The sequence below is a fragment of the Hymenobacter aranciens genome, assembly GCF_030580865.1.
Lineage (GTDB): Bacteria > Bacteroidota > Bacteroidia > Cytophagales > Hymenobacteraceae > Hymenobacter > Hymenobacter aranciens.
The window spans coordinates 286,478-304,700 of record NZ_JAUQSY010000007.1 but is presented as its reverse complement, the minus strand read 5'-3'; the positions used below and the strand labels follow the sequence as shown (position 1 = coordinate 304,700).

At 59.1% G+C, this 18,223-nt stretch carries 17 protein-coding genes; 4 read left to right on the top strand and 13 right to left on the bottom strand.

The genetic code is table 11. From position 1 onward, the window contains the following. The first annotated feature begins 59 nt into the window (after positions 1-59). Complete coding sequence (locus Q5H93_RS12600) at positions 60-1,202, top strand: NAD(P)/FAD-dependent oxidoreductase (protein WP_305006888.1); 1,143 nt, start codon at positions 60-62, stop codon at positions 1,200-1,202. Positions 1,203-1,303: 101 nt separating this feature from the next. Here the strand turns inward: Q5H93_RS12600 and odhB are convergent, their stop codons facing one another. From odhB to Q5H93_RS12580, 4 genes are all read right to left on the bottom strand, one after another. Next, a complete protein-coding gene (gene odhB, locus Q5H93_RS12595) occupies positions 1,304-2,959 on the bottom strand; it encodes a 2-oxoglutarate dehydrogenase complex dihydrolipoyllysine-residue succinyltransferase (protein WP_305006887.1) in 1,656 nt (551 codons plus the stop codon). Between the two features lie 34 nt (positions 2,960-2,993). Further along, positions 2,994-3,359 (bottom strand): HEPN domain-containing protein, encoded by a 366-nt coding sequence (locus tag Q5H93_RS12590; RefSeq protein WP_305006886.1) that lies wholly within the window; start codon positions 3,357-3,359, stop codon positions 2,994-2,996. Positions 3,360-3,378: 19 nt separating this feature from the next. Further along, positions 3,379-3,702 carry a nucleotidyltransferase domain-containing protein gene (locus Q5H93_RS12585; RefSeq protein WP_305006885.1) on the bottom strand — a complete coding sequence of 108 codons (324 nt, stop codon included), beginning with the start codon at positions 3,700-3,702 and terminating at the stop codon, positions 3,379-3,381. Positions 3,703-3,769: 67 nt separating this feature from the next. After that, entirely contained in the window at positions 3,770-6,685 is a 2,916-nt protein-coding gene (locus tag Q5H93_RS12580) for a 2-oxoglutarate dehydrogenase E1 component (protein ID WP_305006884.1), read from the bottom strand. Positions 6,686-6,888: 203 nt separating this feature from the next. On the opposite strand from Q5H93_RS12580, the gene Q5H93_RS12575 reads away from it, so the two are divergent. Continuing rightward, positions 6,889-7,200, top strand: coding sequence for a hypothetical protein (locus tag Q5H93_RS12575; protein ID WP_305006883.1), 312 nt, complete (start codon positions 6,889-6,891; stop codon positions 7,198-7,200). A 13-nt stretch (positions 7,201-7,213) separates the two neighbouring features. Further along, positions 7,214-7,447, top strand: coding sequence for a hypothetical protein (locus Q5H93_RS12570; RefSeq protein WP_305006882.1), 234 nt, complete (start codon positions 7,214-7,216; stop codon positions 7,445-7,447). Positions 7,448-7,497: 50 nt separating this feature from the next. Here the strand turns inward: Q5H93_RS12570 and Q5H93_RS12565 are convergent, their stop codons facing one another. The 3 genes from Q5H93_RS12565 to Q5H93_RS12555 form a co-directional block, all read right to left on the bottom strand. Next, a complete protein-coding gene (locus Q5H93_RS12565) occupies positions 7,498-8,610 on the bottom strand; it encodes a glycosyltransferase family 9 protein (RefSeq protein WP_305006881.1) in 1,113 nt (370 codons plus the stop codon). A gap of 123 nt (positions 8,611-8,733) precedes the next feature. Next, positions 8,734-9,207: an AsnC family transcriptional regulator gene (locus Q5H93_RS12560; RefSeq protein ID WP_305006880.1), complete on the bottom strand. Its 474-nt coding sequence runs from the start codon at positions 9,205-9,207 to the stop codon at positions 8,734-8,736. A gap of 462 nt (positions 9,208-9,669) precedes the next feature. After that, entirely contained in the window at positions 9,670-11,856 is a 2,187-nt protein-coding gene (locus Q5H93_RS12555; protein WP_305006879.1) for a protein-disulfide reductase DsbD family protein, read from the bottom strand. A 179-nt stretch (positions 11,857-12,035) separates the two neighbouring features. Here Q5H93_RS12555 and Q5H93_RS12550 point away from each other — a divergent pair, with 179 nt between their 5' ends. Beyond that, positions 12,036-13,343 (top strand): hemolysin family protein, encoded by a 1,308-nt coding sequence (locus Q5H93_RS12550; RefSeq protein ID WP_369811014.1) that lies wholly within the window; start codon positions 12,036-12,038, stop codon positions 13,341-13,343. A 184-nt stretch (positions 13,344-13,527) separates the two neighbouring features. Here the strand turns inward: Q5H93_RS12550 and Q5H93_RS12545 are convergent, their stop codons facing one another. The 6 genes from Q5H93_RS12545 to Q5H93_RS12520 all read right to left on the bottom strand — a co-directional run bounded on the left by Q5H93_RS12545 (position 13,528) and on the right by Q5H93_RS12520 (position 18,219). Next, positions 13,528-14,049 (bottom strand): gamma carbonic anhydrase family protein, encoded by a 522-nt coding sequence (locus Q5H93_RS12545; protein WP_305006877.1) that lies wholly within the window; start codon positions 14,047-14,049, stop codon positions 13,528-13,530. An 83-nt stretch (positions 14,050-14,132) separates the two neighbouring features. Continuing rightward, positions 14,133-15,122, bottom strand: a complete 990-nt coding sequence (locus tag Q5H93_RS12540) for a radical SAM protein (protein WP_305006876.1) — start codon at positions 15,120-15,122, stop codon at positions 14,133-14,135. Between the two features lie 143 nt (positions 15,123-15,265). Continuing rightward, entirely contained in the window at positions 15,266-16,033 is a 768-nt protein-coding gene (locus Q5H93_RS12535; protein ID WP_305006875.1) for an endonuclease III domain-containing protein, read from the bottom strand. 87 nt (positions 16,034-16,120) lie between these two features. Further along, positions 16,121-16,837, bottom strand: a complete 717-nt coding sequence (locus tag Q5H93_RS12530) for a YiaD family glycine zipper/OmpA-like lipoprotein (protein ID WP_305006874.1) — start codon at positions 16,835-16,837, stop codon at positions 16,121-16,123. Between the two features lie 231 nt (positions 16,838-17,068). Continuing rightward, positions 17,069-17,338, bottom strand: coding sequence for a YMGG-like glycine zipper-containing protein (locus Q5H93_RS12525; protein WP_305006873.1), 270 nt, complete (start codon positions 17,336-17,338; stop codon positions 17,069-17,071). 143 nt (positions 17,339-17,481) lie between these two features. After that, positions 17,482-18,219, bottom strand: coding sequence for a YiaD family glycine zipper/OmpA-like lipoprotein (locus Q5H93_RS12520; protein ID WP_305006872.1), 738 nt, complete (start codon positions 18,217-18,219; stop codon positions 17,482-17,484). Positions 18,220-18,223: the final 4 nt, after the last annotated feature.

Sequence of the window (18,223 nt, the reverse complement as noted above, 5' to 3'; positions counted from 1 at the left end):
CGAACGACGAGACGCAAAATAGTGCGTCTATACACTCCATCTTACTCATTACCTACCTCATGCACGACGATGTAATTTACGACTGCGCCATCATCGGCGGGGGTGTGGCGGGCCTCACGCTGGCCTTGCAGCTGGCGCGGGCGGGGCGGCGCGTGGTGCTGTTTGAGAAGGAAATCTACCCCTTTCACCGAGTGTGCGGCGAGTACATCTCGATGGAAAACCACGATTTCTTGTGCCGCATTGGCGTGCCGCTAGCCGGGATGAATTTGCCGGTGATGACGCAGTTCACGGTGTCGTCGCCCAGCGGCGAGGCCCTGCATCACAAGCTGGACATTGGTGGCATCGGTATCACCCGCTACGTGCTCGACCAGCTGCTGGCGCGCCTGGCCACCGAACACGGCGCCACCATCTGCGAAGGCACCAAGGTGACGGACGTGGTTTTTGCCAACGAGCAATTCACCCTCAGCACCGCCCACGGCGCCACCTACCGCGCCCGCCTCGCCTGCGGCGCCTGGGGCAAGCACGCTAACCTCGACAGCAAGCTCCACCGCCCTTTCCTGGAAGACAGCCGCAAAGGCCGGCAGTTCGTGGCCGTCAAATATCACCTGACGGGCATCGACTTCCCCGCCGCCACAGTAGAGATGCATAATTTCAAAGATGGCTACTGCGGCCTCTCGCCGGTGCCGGGGGGCCTCACCAACTGCAGCTACATCAGCGACGTGCGCAACCTGCGCGCCCACGGCAACAGCGTGGCCGAAATGGAGCGGCAGGTATTGATGCAGAACCCTTTGCTGCGCCCCTATCTCGAAGAAGCCCAACGCGTAGCCAACCCGCCGATTGTCATTTCCCAAATCACTTTCCGCGAGCGTTCCACCATCGATTCGCACGTCCTGATGCTCGGCGATGCGGCCGGCACTATCGCGCCGCTGGCCGGCAATGGCATGAGCATGGGCATGAATGCCAGCGCGCTACTGCACCCGCTGCTGCTTGATTTTCTGGACGGCCGCATCTCCCGCGCCGAGTTGGAGCAGCAGTACACCCGCGCCTGGCGCGGCTTGCTCAGCCTGCGCATCACGGCGGGGCGGCTCATTCATCAGGTATTCGGGCAGCCTTGGCTTACCACGGCGGGTATCCGGGTGCTGCGCAAGCTGCCGTTTATGACGGACATCATTCTGGGACTAACGCACGGCAAGCCATATTAAAAAAGCTGTTAGCCCTTAGCTGCTAGCTATTAGCTTCTGTTCTAAAGAAGGCTAACAGCCAGCAGCTAAGGGCTAACAGCTAATGCTTAACAGCTAATTATTTAAACGCCCAGCAACAGACGCGTGGGGTCTTCCAGCAGCTCCTTCACCCGCACTAGGAAGCTCACCGACTCGCGGCCGTCGATAATGCGGTGGTCGTAGCTCAGGGCCAGGTACATCATGGGGCGAATCACCACCTGACCATTCTCGGCCACGGGGCGCTGCACGATGTTGTGCATGCCCAGGATGGCCGACTGCGGCGCATTAATAATAGGAGTGCTCATCATCGAGCCGAAGATGCCGCCGTTGGTGATGGTGAACGTGCCGCCCGTCATCTGCTCGATGGTAAGCTTGTTGTCGCGGGCCAGCGTGGCCAGGCGCACTACCTCTTTTTCGATACCGTCGAAGCTGAGTTTCTCGGCGTTGCGAATTACGGGCACCACCAGGCCCTTCGGAGCTGACACGGCGATGCTGATGTCGCAGAAGTCGGAGTACACGATTTCGCCGTTGTCAAGCTGGGCATTCACGGCTGGCCACTCCTGCAGGGCCACGCACACCGCCTTGGTGAAGAAGGACATAAAGCCCAGGTTCACGCCGTTCTTCTCCTTGAACTTGTCTTTGAACTTGGCGCGCAGGTCCATCACCGGCTGCATGTTCACCTCGTTGAAGGTGGTGAGCATGGCCGTCTCGTTTTTCACTGATACCAGGCGGCGGGCCACCGTTTTGCGCAGGTTGCTCATGCGCTCGCGGCGCTGGGTACGGTCGCCGGTAGCGGCGGGGGCGGCAGCCGGAGCAGCGGCGGTAGCTGCCGGTGCAGTTACTTGCGGCGCCGGGGCAGTGGCCGGTTTGGCCTGGGCGTTCTGCGCGTCTTCCTTGGTAATGCGGCCATCGCGGCCGGTGCCACTTACGTCGCCGGGCTTGATGCCTTTCTCATCGAGGATTTTGCCAGCGGCGGGTGAGGGTACGCCGGTGGCGTAGGTGCTGGCTCCCGTGTTCTGAGCCAGCGCCGGGGTTGCCGTAGTTGGCTTGGCTTCAGCAGCAGGGGCGGCAGCGGGCGCGGCCGGAGCGGCTCCTCCCCCACCTTCGATGCGGGCAATGACGGTCCCGATGGTAATGGTTTCGCCTTCTTTCACGGCGTGGCGCAGGATGCCGCTGCCTTCGGCAGGCAGCTCAAACGTGGCTTTGTCCGATTCCAGCTCGGCAATCACCTCGTCGCGGCTCACCTGGGCGCCGTCTTCTTTCAGCCACTTGGCCACCGTCACTTCGGTGATGGACTCGCCTACCGTGGGGATTTTCATTTCGATGGAGCCACCGCCGCTGGCCGGGGCGGCGCCTTCGGCTTTGGGCGGGGTGCCGCCATAGCCGGCCTGATTGCTGGCGGCAGGGTTTTCTTCACCCTGGGCAATGGGGTCGGCCTTAGGGGCTTCGGCCTTTGGAGCTTCAGCTTTCGGAGCCTCGGCGGCCGGGGCAGCAGCGGGAGCACCAGCGCCATCCAGCTCGGCAATCACGGTACCGATGCCAATGGTTTCGCCCTCGGGCACCCGGATTTTCAGGACACCGTCGGCCTCGGCGGGCAGCTCAAAGGTGGCTTTGTCCGACTCCAGCTCGGCAATGACTTCGTCGCGCTTTACGGCCTCGCCGTCTTTCTTGAGCCACTTCGCGATGGTGACTTCGGTGATGGATTCGCCGACGGCGGGAATTTTGATTTCGGTGGGCATGAGTGGTGAAAGCGAGGGAATGAAGTTCGTAATATTAAATCAGGAAAGCCTGGGCCAGCGGGCGCAGCCTGGCTTGAAACAACCCGGCCATATCCAGCAGGTCGGCCGAGGTATAGCTAGGAGCGTCATCCAACTCATAGCGGAAGTCGACGGCAAAGTCGAATAAGGCTACTGCTGCCAGTCTCTCATCAGCTGTGAAGACAATAAATGGCGTTAGGTCATTTAACAAGCGAGGTAAATCGTGGGTATAAGGCACCGTCAGGCCATACGTCACCAGCATTGCCTTCAGGTATTTTTCAACCGCCTGCTGACAATGAAATCCAATACCTTCGTAGTAGTGCGCAGCGTTTTGCAGCAGTACCTGTGCCATGCCCATATCGTTATCGGCAGTAGCAAGCAATGTCGCAACTCGGGTTTGGTCAGGCGTTGGCATACAGCAGTCTTCCTTTCTGTAATGCCTGCGCCTCTACAGTATAGTAGAGCTCTGTGCGCTTCGCCATTTCTTCCGGCGTCCGAATGATAATATCCATTGATGGTGCATCGGTATACCACAATAGATTTCGCACGGCAATGGAGCGCTCCGACCGTTTAGTTTCCGCATTTCGCTTGATAATCAGCAAATCCAGGTCACTATGTTCGTTGGGCGTGCCGTAGGCGTACGAGCCGAACAGAATAATCTGGTCGGGCTGGTAGCCTTCGACGATGCGCCGCACTACGGCCTGGATTTGCTCTTCGGTTATCATTTGTAGAACATGCTTTAGCTTGTTCGGCAGCAGGCGAGGCGCAAGCTAAAGCATGCGCTACATGCCTTTAATCTTGCTTTTTGGCTATTTCGGCCGTTTCCTTGATGTTGTCGTCGGCTACGGCTTCTTTGGGCTTGTCGAAGGCGCGGGCTACCAACTCCTTCTGCTCTTTTACGTGGATTTTGTTGTAGCCGGTGGCCGGCGAGGCCGAGGGCTTGCGCGCAATCACGTCTTCGAGCTCGCGGCGCATGAAGCGCAGCAGGTAGTTCCAGTAGCCCATGTTTTCGGGCTCTTCCTGCACCCAGTACACCTTGGCCTTGGGATACTTGGCCAGCTCCGCGTCGAGCTGTTTCTTGGGGAAGGGGTGCAGCTGCTCCAGGCGGATGATGGCCACATCCTTGCGGCCCGACTGCTGCTGCTCGTCCAGCAAATCGTAGTACACTTTGCCCGAGCACAGCAGCACGCGCTTCACTTTTTTGTCTTCGGCGAAGCTGTCGCCCAGCACCTCACGGAAGTTGCCGTTGGTGAAATCCTCCACCGGCGATACGCACAGCGGGTGGCGCAGCATCGACTTGGGCGACATCACTACCAGCGGCTTGCGGAAATTCCAGGTCAGTTGCCGACGCAGGGCATGGAAGAAGTTGGCGGGCGTGGTGATGTTGGCTACCACGATGTTATTCTCGGCCGCCAGCTGCAGAAAACGCTCGGGGCGGGCGTTGGAGTGCTCGGGGCCCTGGCCTTCGTAGCCGTGGGGCAGTAGCATCACCAGGCCATTCATGCGCTGCCACTTGCTCTCGCTGCTCACGATGAACTGGTCAATCATGGTCTGGGCGCCGTTGGCGAAGTCGCCGAATTGCGCCTCCCATACCACAAGCGCCGTGGGGTTAGCCATGCCGTAGCCGAACTCGAAGCCCAGCACCGCATACTCACTCAGCAGGGAGTTGAAAATGCTCAGCTTTTCGTGCTCGCCCTCCATGTGGTTGAGTGAGTTATAGGGCGCCGAGGTTTCGACATCGTGCAGCACCGCGTGGCGGTGCGAGAAGGTGCCGCGCTGCACGTCCTGCCCGCTCACGCGCACAATGTGCTTTTCGGTCAGCAGCGAGCCGTAGGCCAGCAGCTCGCCGGCGGCCCAGTTCAGCACGCGGGTTTCGTAGAACATCTTGCGGCGCTCCTTCAGCAGGTTATCAATCTGCTTGATGGGCTTAAAGCCGTCGGGAATCGTAGTCAGGGCTTTGGCCACGCGCTCCACGGTTTCTTCGCTGATGCCGGTTTCGGGCGACTGCTCGAAGTCCTCGTTCTTGGAGCGGCGCAGGCTGCGCCACTCGTTTTCGAGCACCTGGTAATTGTAAGGCAAGGGCTTCTGTTTCACCATGTCGAGGCGGGCCTGTAGGGTGTCGCGGAATTCGCGGTCCATCTGGTTAGCCAGCTCGGCATCCACGTCGCCGCGCTTCACGAGCATGGCGTTGTACACCTCGCGCGGGTTGGGGTGCTTCGAGATGACGTTGTAGAGCGTGGGCTGGGTGAATTTTGGCTCGTCCGACTCGTTGTGGCCGTGGCGACGGTAGCACACCATGTCAATAAAGATGTCACCGTGGAACTGCTGGCGGTATTCAGTAGCCAGCTGCACGGCAAATACCACCGCTTCGGGGTCGTCGCCGTTCACGTGCAGTACCGGCGCGTCAATGATTTTGGCTACGTCGGTGCTGTAAATGGACGAGCGGGCATCCTCAAAATCAGTGGTGAAGCCCACCTGATTATTAATCACGAAGTGAACCGTGCCGCCCGTCTTGTAGCCTTCCAGCTGCGACATCTGCGTCACCTCGTAGCCGATGCCCTGACCCGCCAAGGCAGCGTCGCCGTGGATGAGAATGGGCAGGATTTTGTGGTAGTCGTCGGCGTACTGGTGCTCAATTTTGGCGCGCACGAAGCCTTCTACCACCGGGTTCACCGCCTCAAGGTGCGAGGGGTTGGGGGCCAGCTTCAGGTTGACTTTCTGGCCGCCAGCAGCTTCCACTTCCGAGCTGTAGCCCATGTGGTACTTCACGTCACCGTCGCCCATGGTGAGGTCGGGCACGGCGGTGCCTTCGAACTCACTGAAAATCTGCTCATAGGTTTTACCCATGATGTTGGCCAGCACGTTCAGGCGGCCGCGGTGGGCCATGCCAATCATCACCTCCTGCACGCCCAGCTCGGCGCCTTTGCCGATGATGGCATCCAGCGCCGGGATGGCTGTTTCGCCGCCTTCGAGCGAGAAGCGCTTCTGACCCAAAAACTTGGTATGCAGGAAGTTTTCGAAAACCACGGCCTCGTTCAGCTTCTTGAGGATGCGCTTCTTGTATTCCACGCCGGGGTTAAAGGCCAGCGAATCCTTCTCCACCTTGGCGCGAAACCAGTCGAGCACCTGCGGGTCACGGATGTACATGTACTCGAAGCCGATGCTGCCGGTGTAGATTTTTTCCAGCGCCGCTACGATGTCGCGCAGCTTGGCATTGGGGCCCAGGCCCAGCGCCTCGCCGTTGCGGAAAGCGGTGTCGAGGTCAGCTTCGCCGAGGCCGAAATCGGCTAGGTCGAGGCGGGCCTGGCGGTCTTTGCGCTCGCGCACCGGGTTGGTTTTGGCGCGCAGGTGGCCGCGGCTGCGGAAGGCGTGGATGAGGTTGCGCACGGCCGTTTCCTTGTCGCCAGCCGTTTCGCCAGTGGCGAAGCTGCCTGCATTATTGGTTGAGGCTGAGGTGTTCAGAACGCCGTAGTCGTCGGGCTGGGGCCCGGGGGCGGGTTGGGCCGCTTTGGCGGGCGCGGCCGTTTGGCTGCCGTTGCCATTGCCGCCCACTACCGGGGCACCTTCGGGAAACTGCTGCGAGAAGTCGAATCCTTCAAAGAACTTGCGCCAGCCAAAATCAACCGATTCCGGGTCTTGCTGGTAGGCCTGATACAGGGTTTCGATAGCGGCGGCGTCGGCGTTGGCCACGTAGGTGTAGGCGTCCATGAGGGTGGGTTTCTGTGGTTAGAACAGCGCAAAAGTAAAGTAGCTGACTGCGAAATCAAAACCTGCATGCGGTTATACAAATTAATTTGCAAAACAAACAGATACACTCAAACTTTTACTTTCAACTTAGTTGAACTGATGGGCAAGCTAAGCAAAATTGATGGTTAGGTCTCGCTTTTCACCGTCGGCAAAAAGGCCGAACAATGCCAAATGACACCGCCCTGGCGGGCCTAGTGGCCTTCAGCGTGAACGGCGCCAATGGGCCCCTGGCCAGTAACAGCAGCAATACCGACACCGGCTTCACCTTCGTGGTGCTGGCTGGGGCTGCGGCGGAGGCTACCGTGGCCAACTACTTCTCGGAGTTCTACCTCACCGGCACCAGCGCACCGCTACCGGTCGGGCTGCTGAGCTTCACCGCAGCGGCCGAAGGCAACGCGGCCCGTTTGCAGTGGACCATCGCCAGCGAGCAGCACAGCGCCCGTTCCGAGGTGCAGTGGGGATGGCAAAGCGTTTGAGCGGATTGGCGAAATGAAGGCCAGCCCCACGCCCTACAACTTCCGCAACCCTCATCTCAAACCCTACCCGCACCAGCGTGACCGTAGCCGGCCTGAATCCAACGCCAGCGTAGAGTGCGACGCCCTAGGCCCGTGGCCAGCGTCACCGCTGATGCCGCCGGCACCGCCTATTTTCCCTGGCTCGCCGGGCTGGCGGCCGGTGTACGTGGTGCGCAGCAACGCGCAGACGCAGCGCCTCACGGTGTAAGGAACGAACAAGTGATTTCAGTTGCTCAGCCCTAAAAGTGTCCGCTACGACTAAGCCCGTGTTGGGCGATTCAACGCATCCGTAAGCTGCGCCACCTCAATACTATACGCACACCGAAAATGCCCCTGCGGGCAAGCCCCGTGCCCGTGCAGCCCGCAGGGCCGGCAGGCCAGCGCCTCCTTGGTTTCCACTACAAAAGACACTGGTGCCAGCGGTCCAAACCCAAACTCCGGCACCGTGGAGCAAAAAATCGCCGTCACCGGCGCCCCCACCGCCGAGCACAGGTGCATGGGGGCCGAGTCGTTCACGTAGTTCATCACCGCCCCGCGCATCAGCGCCGCCGAGGCTAGCAAACCCAGCTTGCCCGCTAGGCTTTCCATGCCGGGCCGGCTGGTGGCAGCCGCTAGCTGCTCGCAGGCAGCCACGTCGGGCGGGCCACCCAGCAAGTACACCCGCAGCCCGGCAGGCAAAGCGGCCAGCAGCTCCAGCCATTTTCCCTCGGGGTATTGCTTGGTAAACCACACCGAATTCGGAGCCAGGCAGATGTAGGGGCCAGCAGCGGCGTACATAGCCGCGGTGGCTTCGTCGGCGGCTGATGGGTAGAGGCGCGGCGGAAAAGGTATTTGGGTATTCGACGTTCGGTGCTCGGTATCGGACTTTTGGCTTGGAGACAGCAATTCGTTCCCTCCTCCAACACCCAGCACCGAATGCCCAGCACCTACCATCTTGCTATTCGCGCTGTTATCTTCAAGCAGCCGTAGATTCCGTTCTACCTCATGCGTGCCATCCCCAATCTGGTGCGCCACGCGCTTCGTAAAAAACCGGCTCAAAGGATTCTTCGCAAACCCTACCCGCTCCGGTGCGCCCGAAAAAGCCGTAAGAAAGCCGGTGCTGGCGAAGCGCTGCAGAGTCACTACCCGCCCGTATTTCGCGGCCCGAATCTGGCCCAACAGCTGCCAGAGCTGGCGGTACTTGCCATTTTTCTTATCCCACACCAGCACCTGCCGCACGTGCGGATGGCCTTTCAGCAGCCCTTCGTTGCCGCGCCGCACCAGCACGTCCACGGGCGTTTCGGGCGCCGTCTGGTGCAAGTATTCCAGCAGCGCCGTCATCAGGATAACGTCGCCGATGAAAGCGGTTTGGATGAGCAGCGTAGCGGCCATATACAATAACAAAGTGGCAGCTTTGCCCCCGCGTGCCGCCGCTCACAATTTAGAAAATAAGCACCCTAAGGCGCTGGCCATCACAGCCAGCGCCTGGGTCGAATAAAGCTCTACCGCCGCGCGCTAGAAAACCTGACTCAGCTCAATCGGGCGGTTAATCACCTCCTCCAGCGAAATCAGCGTCTCGGTGCGCTCGATGCCTTCGATGAGTTGCACGCGGTCGTGCAGCACGTCGCGCAGGTGCTGCGTGTCGCGGCACATCAGACGGGCAAATACGCCGTAGGCCCCGGTAGTGAAGTGAATGCTCACCACTTCCGGAATCAGCTTCAGCTGCTCTACCACACTGGCATACACCGAGCTCTTGAGCAGGTAAATGCCCAGGAAGGCACTCACGCCGTAGCCGAGCTTCGAAAAGTCAATGCGCAGCGTGGCACCCACCACAATACCCAGTTCCTCCAGCCGCGCCATGCGCACGTGCACCGTGCCGCCCGACACATGCACCTTGCGCGCAATCTCGGTGTAGGGCATTTTGGCGTCCTGGATGAGCAGGTTTAAAATTCTCCGGTCGGTTTCATCAAGTTCGTAATTCCGGGCCATATTTCGAGGGGAAAATTTAAAGTTCCCGCAAAGCTACACCAGAGGAAATAAATTAATTGTAAATTTTCAACTGCGACGCATGATTATTTTTACTTTCCGTCTCTGTGCCGTACTTTTGTCATAATCGAAAGCAACCGGCTGCGATTAAAAAAGACATTGTAGCGTGGTGAAACTGGCAGACACACCCTCCTATCTCGGGGGTGAAGGTTTGGGAGAAATCGGCCTTCGGGCTGGCTAACTACTTCGTGGAGGTTCAAGTCCTTCCGCTACAGCTGAAGTTGGATTCGAGGAGAAGAGGGGAAACCGAGTTGCGCATCTGGGTGGGTGCGTTCCTCATTGTAAGCGAGAGGCAGCATCTGGGTGGGTGCTGCCTCTTCTTGTTTTAGATTTTGTAGGCTAGGGCAAAAAAAGAACTGTCATGCTGAACGCAGTGAAACATGACAGTTCTTTTTTTGCCCTAGCCTACCGCGCTGCCACGCCCTTCTTCTGCTTGAACTGCGTCAGCCCACTCTGCAAAAACTGGCTGAACTGCGCCACATTCGGCTCGTACGCCACGGGCTGCGTTAACGGCTGGCCGGTCGTGTCATTCGGGTCAAGCAACACGTAATAAGGCTGGGCGTTAAAGCCGTAGCGCGTCACCTGCAGGTCGGCGTTTTGCTTGCCGAGGGTAGTTTTCTGCTGCTTGTCGCGGGGCGACACATACCATTCCTTTTCGGGCAGTTCGGTTTTGTCGTCCACGTAGAGGGCCACCACCACGTAGTCGCGGCGCAGGCGCTCCAGCACCTGCGGGTCGCTCCACACCGTCGCTTCCATCTTGCGGCAGTTCACGCAGGCGTGGCCGGTGAAATCCACGAATACCGGCTTGTTTTCCAGCCGCGCCACGCGCTTGGCCTGCTCCAGGTCGAAGTAGCCCTCCAGGTTGTGGGGCAACTCCAGGAATTCGCCAAAGCGCGGCGCCTCGCGGCTGGCCGAGGCTGCCGGCGCCGCCCCACCCGGCTGCGCCGCCAGCGAAAAATCGTGCTTGCTCTGGGGGGGCAGGTAGCCGGCCAGCAGCGGCAGCGGCGCCCCGAACAGGCCCGGAATCAGGTATACGGTGAAGGCGAAGGCCAGCACCGCCAGCATCAGCCGGCCCACGCTGAGGTGGTCGAGCGGCGAGTCGTGCGAGAGGCGGAACTTGCCCAGCAGGTACATGCCCAGCAGCGCCGACAGCACCACCCACAGCACCAGGTACACATCGCGGGTGAGCACGCCCCAGTGGTAGGCCAAATCGACCATGCTCAAAAATTTCAGGGCCAGCATCAGCTCCACGAAGCCCAGCACCACCTTCACCGTGTTGAGCCAGCCGCCCGAGCGGGGCAGGCTTTTCAGCCATGAGGGAAAAATGGCAAACAGCGTGAATGGCAGCGCAAAAGCTAGCGAAAAGCCCAGCATGCCCACCACCGGGGCCAGCGTCTGCCCCCGGGCCGCCAGCCCCAGCACCGTGGCCACAATCGGCCCGGTGCAGCTGAACGATACCAGCACCAGCGTGAAGGCCATAAAGAAGATGCCCAGCCAACCGCCCTTGTCGGCCTGCTCGTCGGTTTTGCTTACCAACTGGTGCGGCAGGGTGATTTCAAACAAGCCCAGGAACGACAGCCCGAACACCACAAATACGGTAAAAAACAGCAGGTTCGGCAGCCAGTGCGTCGCCATGAAATTGGGGCCTTCCTCGCCCAGCAACCGGGCCACCACCACGCCAATGATGGTGTAGATAACAATGATGCTCAAGCCATACACTACGGCTTTGAGAATGCCGCGCCCCCGGCTGTCCTTGCTGCCGGTGAAAAAGGAAACCGTCATCGGAATCATCGGAAACACGCAGGGCGTGATGAGCGCCGCCAGCCCCGAAATAAAGGCCAGCAGCCCGAAGCTCCAGAGGCTGCCCGCGTCGGAAGTGGGCGCCAAGGGCGCCGAGGGGGCGATGCGCGGAGCATCAGCCGAAGCAGCTGCAACGGGCTCAGTAGTAGGCAGGGCTACCGTGGCCGTCGCGACTGGAGCCGGTTGGCCGGCGGTGTCCATAGCCGTAGTAGCTGTCGGAGAATCTGTTGGGGCGGCAGCTACGGCAGGCGCATCCGTCTTTATAATGGCAGGTGGCGTTACCACACCAGTAGCCTTAGCTGGCGCGGCGCTGCCAGTCACGGTGAGTGGCCCAAAAGTCACCACTTCATTGCCGGGCACGCAGCGACCGTCCACGTCGGTGCAGGTCTGGTAGTCGGCTTCGGCCTTAATGCTGAGGCTGCCCGGCTGCAGCACCTTGATGCGCTGGCGAATCTGCCCGGTTTTTTCCCAAAAGGCCACGTCACCGTTGAATACGTCGTCGTGCTCGTGGTGCGAGTTGATGGATTTGGGCTTGCCGACCAGCGCATACGTCGCACTCGGCGTGAATTTCAGGGTAAACGGTATTGGCCCCACGTCTTCGCTGAAATCGGTGGCGTAGAGATGCCACTTGTCTTCGATGCGGGCGTTGATAATGAGGTCCAACTCCTCCCCTACTTTCGCTTTGGGCTGACTTAGAGTGGTGCTTAGGTGGGTGGGCACGAATATCTGGGCTGAAACCGGGCCGCCGAGCAGCAGCAGAAACGCCAGAAATTTATAAACGGAGGAATTCATCAGGGGAAATTGGGCGGCTTTCAGCTACAAAATAACGCTGTCCCTACCACAAATAGCCGCCCGAAAGGTTCAACACCCCAACTACCCACCGCAAACTCCGTACTTTTGAGGTAGAATGGCCACCAGACCGACCGTGTCGCGGGGCCGCCAACATGGGTTTAAAAATACTTTTCACGCTGTTGCTCGTTCTATTGAACGGGTTTTTTGTTGCCGCTGAGTTTGCCCTCGTCAAGGTGCGAGCCTCACAAATCGACCTGCGGGCGCAGGAAGGCAACCGGCTGGCGCAGCTCACGCAGAGCATGTTGCAGAACCTGGATGCCTACTTATCGGCTACTCAGTTGGGCATTACGCTGGCCTCGCTGGGCCTGGGCTGGATTGGTGAGAGCGTGGTGGCCGAAATTCTGCTGGCCCTTATTCACCAGTTCGGGCTGGTCATCGCGCCCGAAACGGTGCATACTACCGCGCTAATTGCGTCTTTCGCCACTATCACGGTGCTGCACATTGTTATTGGCGAGCAGGCGCCTAAGGTGCTGGCTATTCAAAAATCGGAGGCTACGACACTGGCCGTGGCCGCGCCGCTGCGGGTGTTCTACGTCATCACCTATCCCGCTATCTGGCTGCTCAACTGGATGTCGAACGGCCTGCTGGGCTTGTTCGGGGTGAAATCGACGCACGGCTCCGAAGTCCACACGGCCGAGGAGCTGCGCCTGCTGCTCGATCAGGGCAAGCAGAGTGGCGAAATCCAGGACTCGGAGCACGAGCTGATTGAAAACGTATTTCAGTTCAACGACCGCATGGTGAAGCAGATAATGGTGCCCCGTACCAAGCTTTCGGCGCTGGACGTGAATGCCCCGCAGGACAAAATCCTGGAGCTGGTGTTCAGCGAAGGCTACTCGCGCATGCCGGTGTATGAAGGCAACATCGACAATATAGTGGGCGTGCTCAACGTGAAGGACCTGCTGCCCATCATCCGCAACCAGGAGCCCGTCGATTTGGCCCGCATCATGCGCCCGCCCTTCTTCGTGCCCGAAACCAAGAAAATCAACCGTTTGCTGCGCCAGTTTCAGCGCAAGCACATCGTGATGGCCATCGTGAGCGACGAGTTTGGCGGCGTGTCGGGCATCGTCACTATCGAAGACATTATGGAGGAGCTGGTGGGCGAAATTCAGGACGAATACGACAACGAAGTGCCGGTGGTGGAGAAAATTGCCGAGGACGAGTACCGCGTGAACCCCGCCACGCCCATCTCCGACGCCAACGAATACCTCCCCTTCCCCCTGCCCGAGGGCGAAGACTACGAAACCGTGGGTGGCCTGCTCAACGTCATCTACGGCAGCATCCCCGAAGTGGGCGATGTGGCCGTGCTCGACCCTTACGAGTTCCGGGTGCTGCAGCGCTCGCGCCGCGCCGTGGAGCTGGTGCAGCTCCGCGTGACGACGATGGAGGAGCGCGCCGAGCCGCGCGGGGAGCTGGACGACGAATTGTAGCCCACCTACCACCTGCCTTTGCCAGCCTATTGCTTTGCACGAGGCATATCCTTGCTTTGCACGGGGCATATCCTTGCTTTGCACGGGGCATGCTAAGCAATAGTAGGAGGCTCGCCATTGCTTATTGTGGTCCGCAATAAGCAATAGCGAGCCCAGTGCGTGCAGGCCTGGCAGTGGCCGGAAACTACTTTAAGGGAGTAAGCCAGCTGGCATAGGTCTGGTAATTCGCCGCTGTCCTACGCAGCCCTTCCCGTTGCTCCGCCGTCACGGGCTTGATTTTTTTGGCGGGCACCCCGGCATACAAATAGCCCGGCTCGCACACGAAATTCTCCAGCACCACGGCCCCGGCCGCGACGATGCAGCCCGTGCCTACCACGGCGTGGTCCATCACGATGGCCCCCATGCCAATGAGCACATCGTCTTCCACGGTGCAGCCGTGCACCAGCGCCCGGTGCCCGATGCTGACGCGGCTGCCGATAGTGAGCGGCGCCTTTTGATAGGTGCAATGCAGCACGGCCCCATCCTGCACGTTGGTTTCGTCGCCGATGCGGATGCTATGGACGTCGCCCCGAATAACGGCCGTGAACCACACCGTGCAGCCCCGCCCCAGCACCACGTCGCCGATGATGGTGGCGTTGTCGGCCACGAAACAATCGGCCGGAATCTGAGGATGAATACCGTGAACGGGCAGAATAAGTGCGGGCATTTTTTTAATTAACAATTAATAATGAGCAATTAACAATTGTAGCGAATCGTTTCTATCGGCAAGCAATTGCTGATTATTCATTGTCAATTGCTCATTGCAAACATCCGTTTCCACGTTCCTTTCTCCCAGTTATATTTCAGGGTGCTGGGCAGGGCCTGCCAGAAATATTTGCTGGTTTCGACCGCGAAGCTGGGCTGCATGTAGCAGTTGATGGTGCAGCCCTCGCAGGCCGGCAGACGACCCTCCAGCGCAGCCAGGCCCTGCACTTCAGCTGATTGGTATAAGTCGAATAGCTGGCCTTCGATGGGAAATTTCTGCTCGCCGAGGTGATAACAGGGCAGCACCAGTTCGTTGTAGGGTGAGATGACCAGCGTGGTGCTGGCGGCCCGGCACACGGGCTTGGCTACGTGGTTGCCACCATCGCGACGCAGCTGGATGAAGGCCTCGTTGAGGTACACGCCCTTGCGCTTGCCGAAGGCCGAGAGAAAATCCAGTTCGTCTTCGCTCAGCTGCTCACCGGTTTCAACGCCGTTGTACTCAAAAGCCGGGTTGATAATCAGCACCAGGCCATTAGGCTGCGTGATTTCCTGGTACACTTGCTCCAGCTCCCGCAGGTTATGGCGAAAAACGGTGAACAGAATGTCCGGCCGCTCGCCCAGCTCCAGCGCCACACGGATGCTTTCCATCACAAAATCGTAGCAAGCCACGCCCCGGCCCCGGTCGTGCGTTTCGCGGTCGATGCTGTCGAGCGAAAAGTGCAGCATGTCGACCTGGCCACGCAGCTTTTCGGCGTTTTTGGGGTAGAGCAGGCCGTTGGTCGTGACGGTGGTGATGAAGCCCATTTTGCGGGCCAGGCGCACGAAGTCAGGCAATTGCCGGTGCAGCAGCGGCTCGCCGCCGGTGAAGTCGATGACTGACACGCCTAGCTTTTTCAGGTCGCGCAGGTTGGCTTCCACCTGCTCCAGCGTCACGTAGGGCGAGGGCTTCTCCCAGATGTCGCAAAACGCGCACTTCGCATTGCAGCGGTAGGTGACGTAGTAATTGCAGAGGACGGGATGCTTGACGAGACGCATGATGTAAAGGTAGCGCCGCCCTGTCATGCTGACGAACCGGAGGTCGGCGTCAGCTAGGGAAGCAGCTTGTCAGGTCAGAACAGCAAACCTCGCTCTTCGTTTTGGTATGAGAAGATGCTTCGCTGCGCTCAGCATGATAAATACTAATGCGGCAGCTTGCCCCAGGCCGCCGCATCCCAAACCGTGGGCGTAGCCGCCAGCGCCTCGGCCGTAGCCGCTCCATAATGCTCCAGATAATAATTGCAAAAGCCTTTGAGCGGGCAACGACCACAGTTCGGCTTCAGAAAAAAGCAAATCTGCTGCCCATGCCAGTAATTGTGTTTGTGGAAGTTGAACAAGGCTTCCGCATCGGCCGGCAGCAGCGCCAGCAGCACTGAGTGCGCCTTCTCCACCGACACCTTCGGCCCCAGAAACCCTACCCGCTGCGCCACCCGGTGCACGTGCGTATCGACGGGCAATACTGGCTTGTGGTAATTGAACAGCAGCAGCAGTGAGGCCGTTTTCAGCCCGATGCCCGGCATATCGGTCAGCCATTCCATGCCCTTTTCCGTCGGCCAGTCGGCCAGAAAATCGAGGTCGAACTGCCCACCCGTCTCGGCCTGAATACGGCGCAGAATCTCTTGAATGCGGGGCGCCTGCGTATCGGGCCAGCGCGTGGTGCGAATGGCGTGCGCCAGCTCGGCCGTGGGCGCCGCCAGCACCCCGGCCCAGTCGCCGAAGGCTTCGAGCATGCGGTCGTAGGCCAGCTCTTCGTCGGCATGGGTGGTACGATGCGAGAGTACCGTCGAAATCAGCTCACGCATAGGCGTGCGGCGCGGCTCCGGCGGCAGGTGGCCGTAGAATCGGTCGAGGATTTCGTGGTCGGCGAGGATTTTTTCCTGGGCAGAAGCGGAGTAGGTGACCTTATTCACGGTGAGTGGGGAGTTAGCAGTCAGCCCTAAACGAAAAAAGCCGCCCTGACGGGCGGCTTTTTAAGCAGTTATTTGCAAGTCTAAGGCCTACAGCTGGCCTTTCTTGGCAGCCTTCTGCATCTTCTCGTTGGCAAAGATGGCCACTTCTACGCGACGGTTGGCAGCTTTGCCAGCGGCGGTAGCGTTGTCGCCTACCGGCTGGGTCGAGCCATAGCCGGTGGTGGTGATGCGGGTTTCATCCACGCCCTGAGCGGTGATTTCATTAGCCACGGCCTGGGCGCGGCGCTCGCTCAGCGGCTGGTTGATTTTGTCCGAACCCGACGAGTCGGTGTGGCCTTCGATGGTCACATTGGTGTCGGCGTACTTTTTCAGCGTAGCAGCCAGCTGGTCGATGTTGCCAGCGGCTTCCGGAGTCAGGGTCGACGAGTTGGTGCCGAACAGGATGCCCGAAGCGAAGGTGATTTTAATGCCTTCGCCCACGCGCTCTACTTTAGCGCCTTCGAGGTCGCGACGCAGCTCGGCAGCCTGCTTGTCCATTTTCTTGCCGATGAGCACGCCAGCCGTGCCACCCACGGCGGCCCCGATGATGGCACCGGTAGCAGTGCCCTTCTTGCCGCCGATGAGACGGCCGGCTACGCCACCCGCCACGGCGCCACCCAGGCCGCCAATGATGCCACCTTTCACGGCTTTGCTCATGCCTTTCGGCTTCTCAGTGCTTACGGTCGTGGTTTGAGCCTGCACGAAATTGTTCACTAGCAATAGCAGGGCGAACAGGAAAGTGAGCGGCAAACGAAAATTTTTCATGGTGTTGGGAAAAAATGGGAGTTGTTTAAAGTAAAGGTCGGGAGAAATTCGCTGCTTTCGGCAACGGCCCGCGAAGTACGCTATTTGCAACCACCTTGCCAAACTCATTTTCCCCTAACTGGTCGTTGCTCCCGCTCAGTTTGTCATTTCACCCGTCGAAGCACTAAAAAAGGCCGCGCGTAGCGCCCGGCCTTTTTGCTGCCTCAGCAGTTCATTTTCGACAAACCGCACCTATTTTTTGCGGTATTGCTCGTAGCGCACGGGGTCTTTTTTCTTGTCTTTTTTGCGCCCGATTGCCCCGCCGGCTACCGTGCCTGCTGCAGCGCCAATCAGTGCGCCTTTGCCGCCGCCTACCACGGCACCAGTAGCTGCCCCGGCCCCCGCGCCAATGGCCGCGCCTTTGGCCTTGCGGCTCCAGCCTTTCTTCTCCTGCGCCTGAGCCGAGCCTACCAGCATAAAAAAGGCCATTATCGTCAACAGAAAAAACTTAAGGACTTTCATGGTGAAGTTAAATTAGAAGTTGGAATAAAAACAAGCCTCTTAAACGTAAGCCCGGCAATGGAGTTGTAGACCGGTAGCAATGGCCCATCAAAAAGGCCACCTAGTGAGGTGGCCTTTTTGATAATTAAGACTATAGAAGAGGCCTACAAATCGCCTTTCTCAGCAGCTTTTTTCATTTTTTCGTTGGCATAGATAGCCACTTCCACACGACGATTGGCTTGCTTGCCCTCGACAGTATTGTTGTCACCAACGGGTTGGCTTGAACCGTAACCTTGCGTGGTTACCCGGTTAGCCGCTACCCCTTTGGCAATAGTTTCGTTAGCTACGGCTTGAGCACGACGCAGGCTTAGCGGCTGGTTGATGGCATCATTACCACTAGCATCGGTATGCCCTTCAATTAACACGTTAGTGTCGGGGTATTTCTGAAGCACGGCAGCCATCTTGTCGATTTCGGTTATCGAAGCCGGACGCAACGCAGACTGATTGGTATCAAACAAAATACCCGAGTCGAAGGTGATTTTAATGCCTTCGCCTACACGCTCAACCTTAGCATTCTGCATATCGCGCTGTAGGTCAGCAGCCTGATTGTCCATTTTGCGACCAATGACGGCCCCAGTACCACCGCCCACGGCAGCACCAGCGATAGCCCCAATAGCTGTGCCACGTCCACCGCCAATTAAACCGCCTATGATGGCACCAGCAGCTGCACCAGTACCAGCCCCAATGAGGCCGCCTTTGGTTGTTTTACTCATGCCATCCTTGCGCACGCCAGTGCCGTTGGCATCCGACAGCGTGCCGTTCGACGGGTTAGAAGTCGCGCAGGAACTGAATAGCAGCACAAAGGCCATCAGCACGGCGAGGAGAGATTTCGAAGTAGTCATGAAA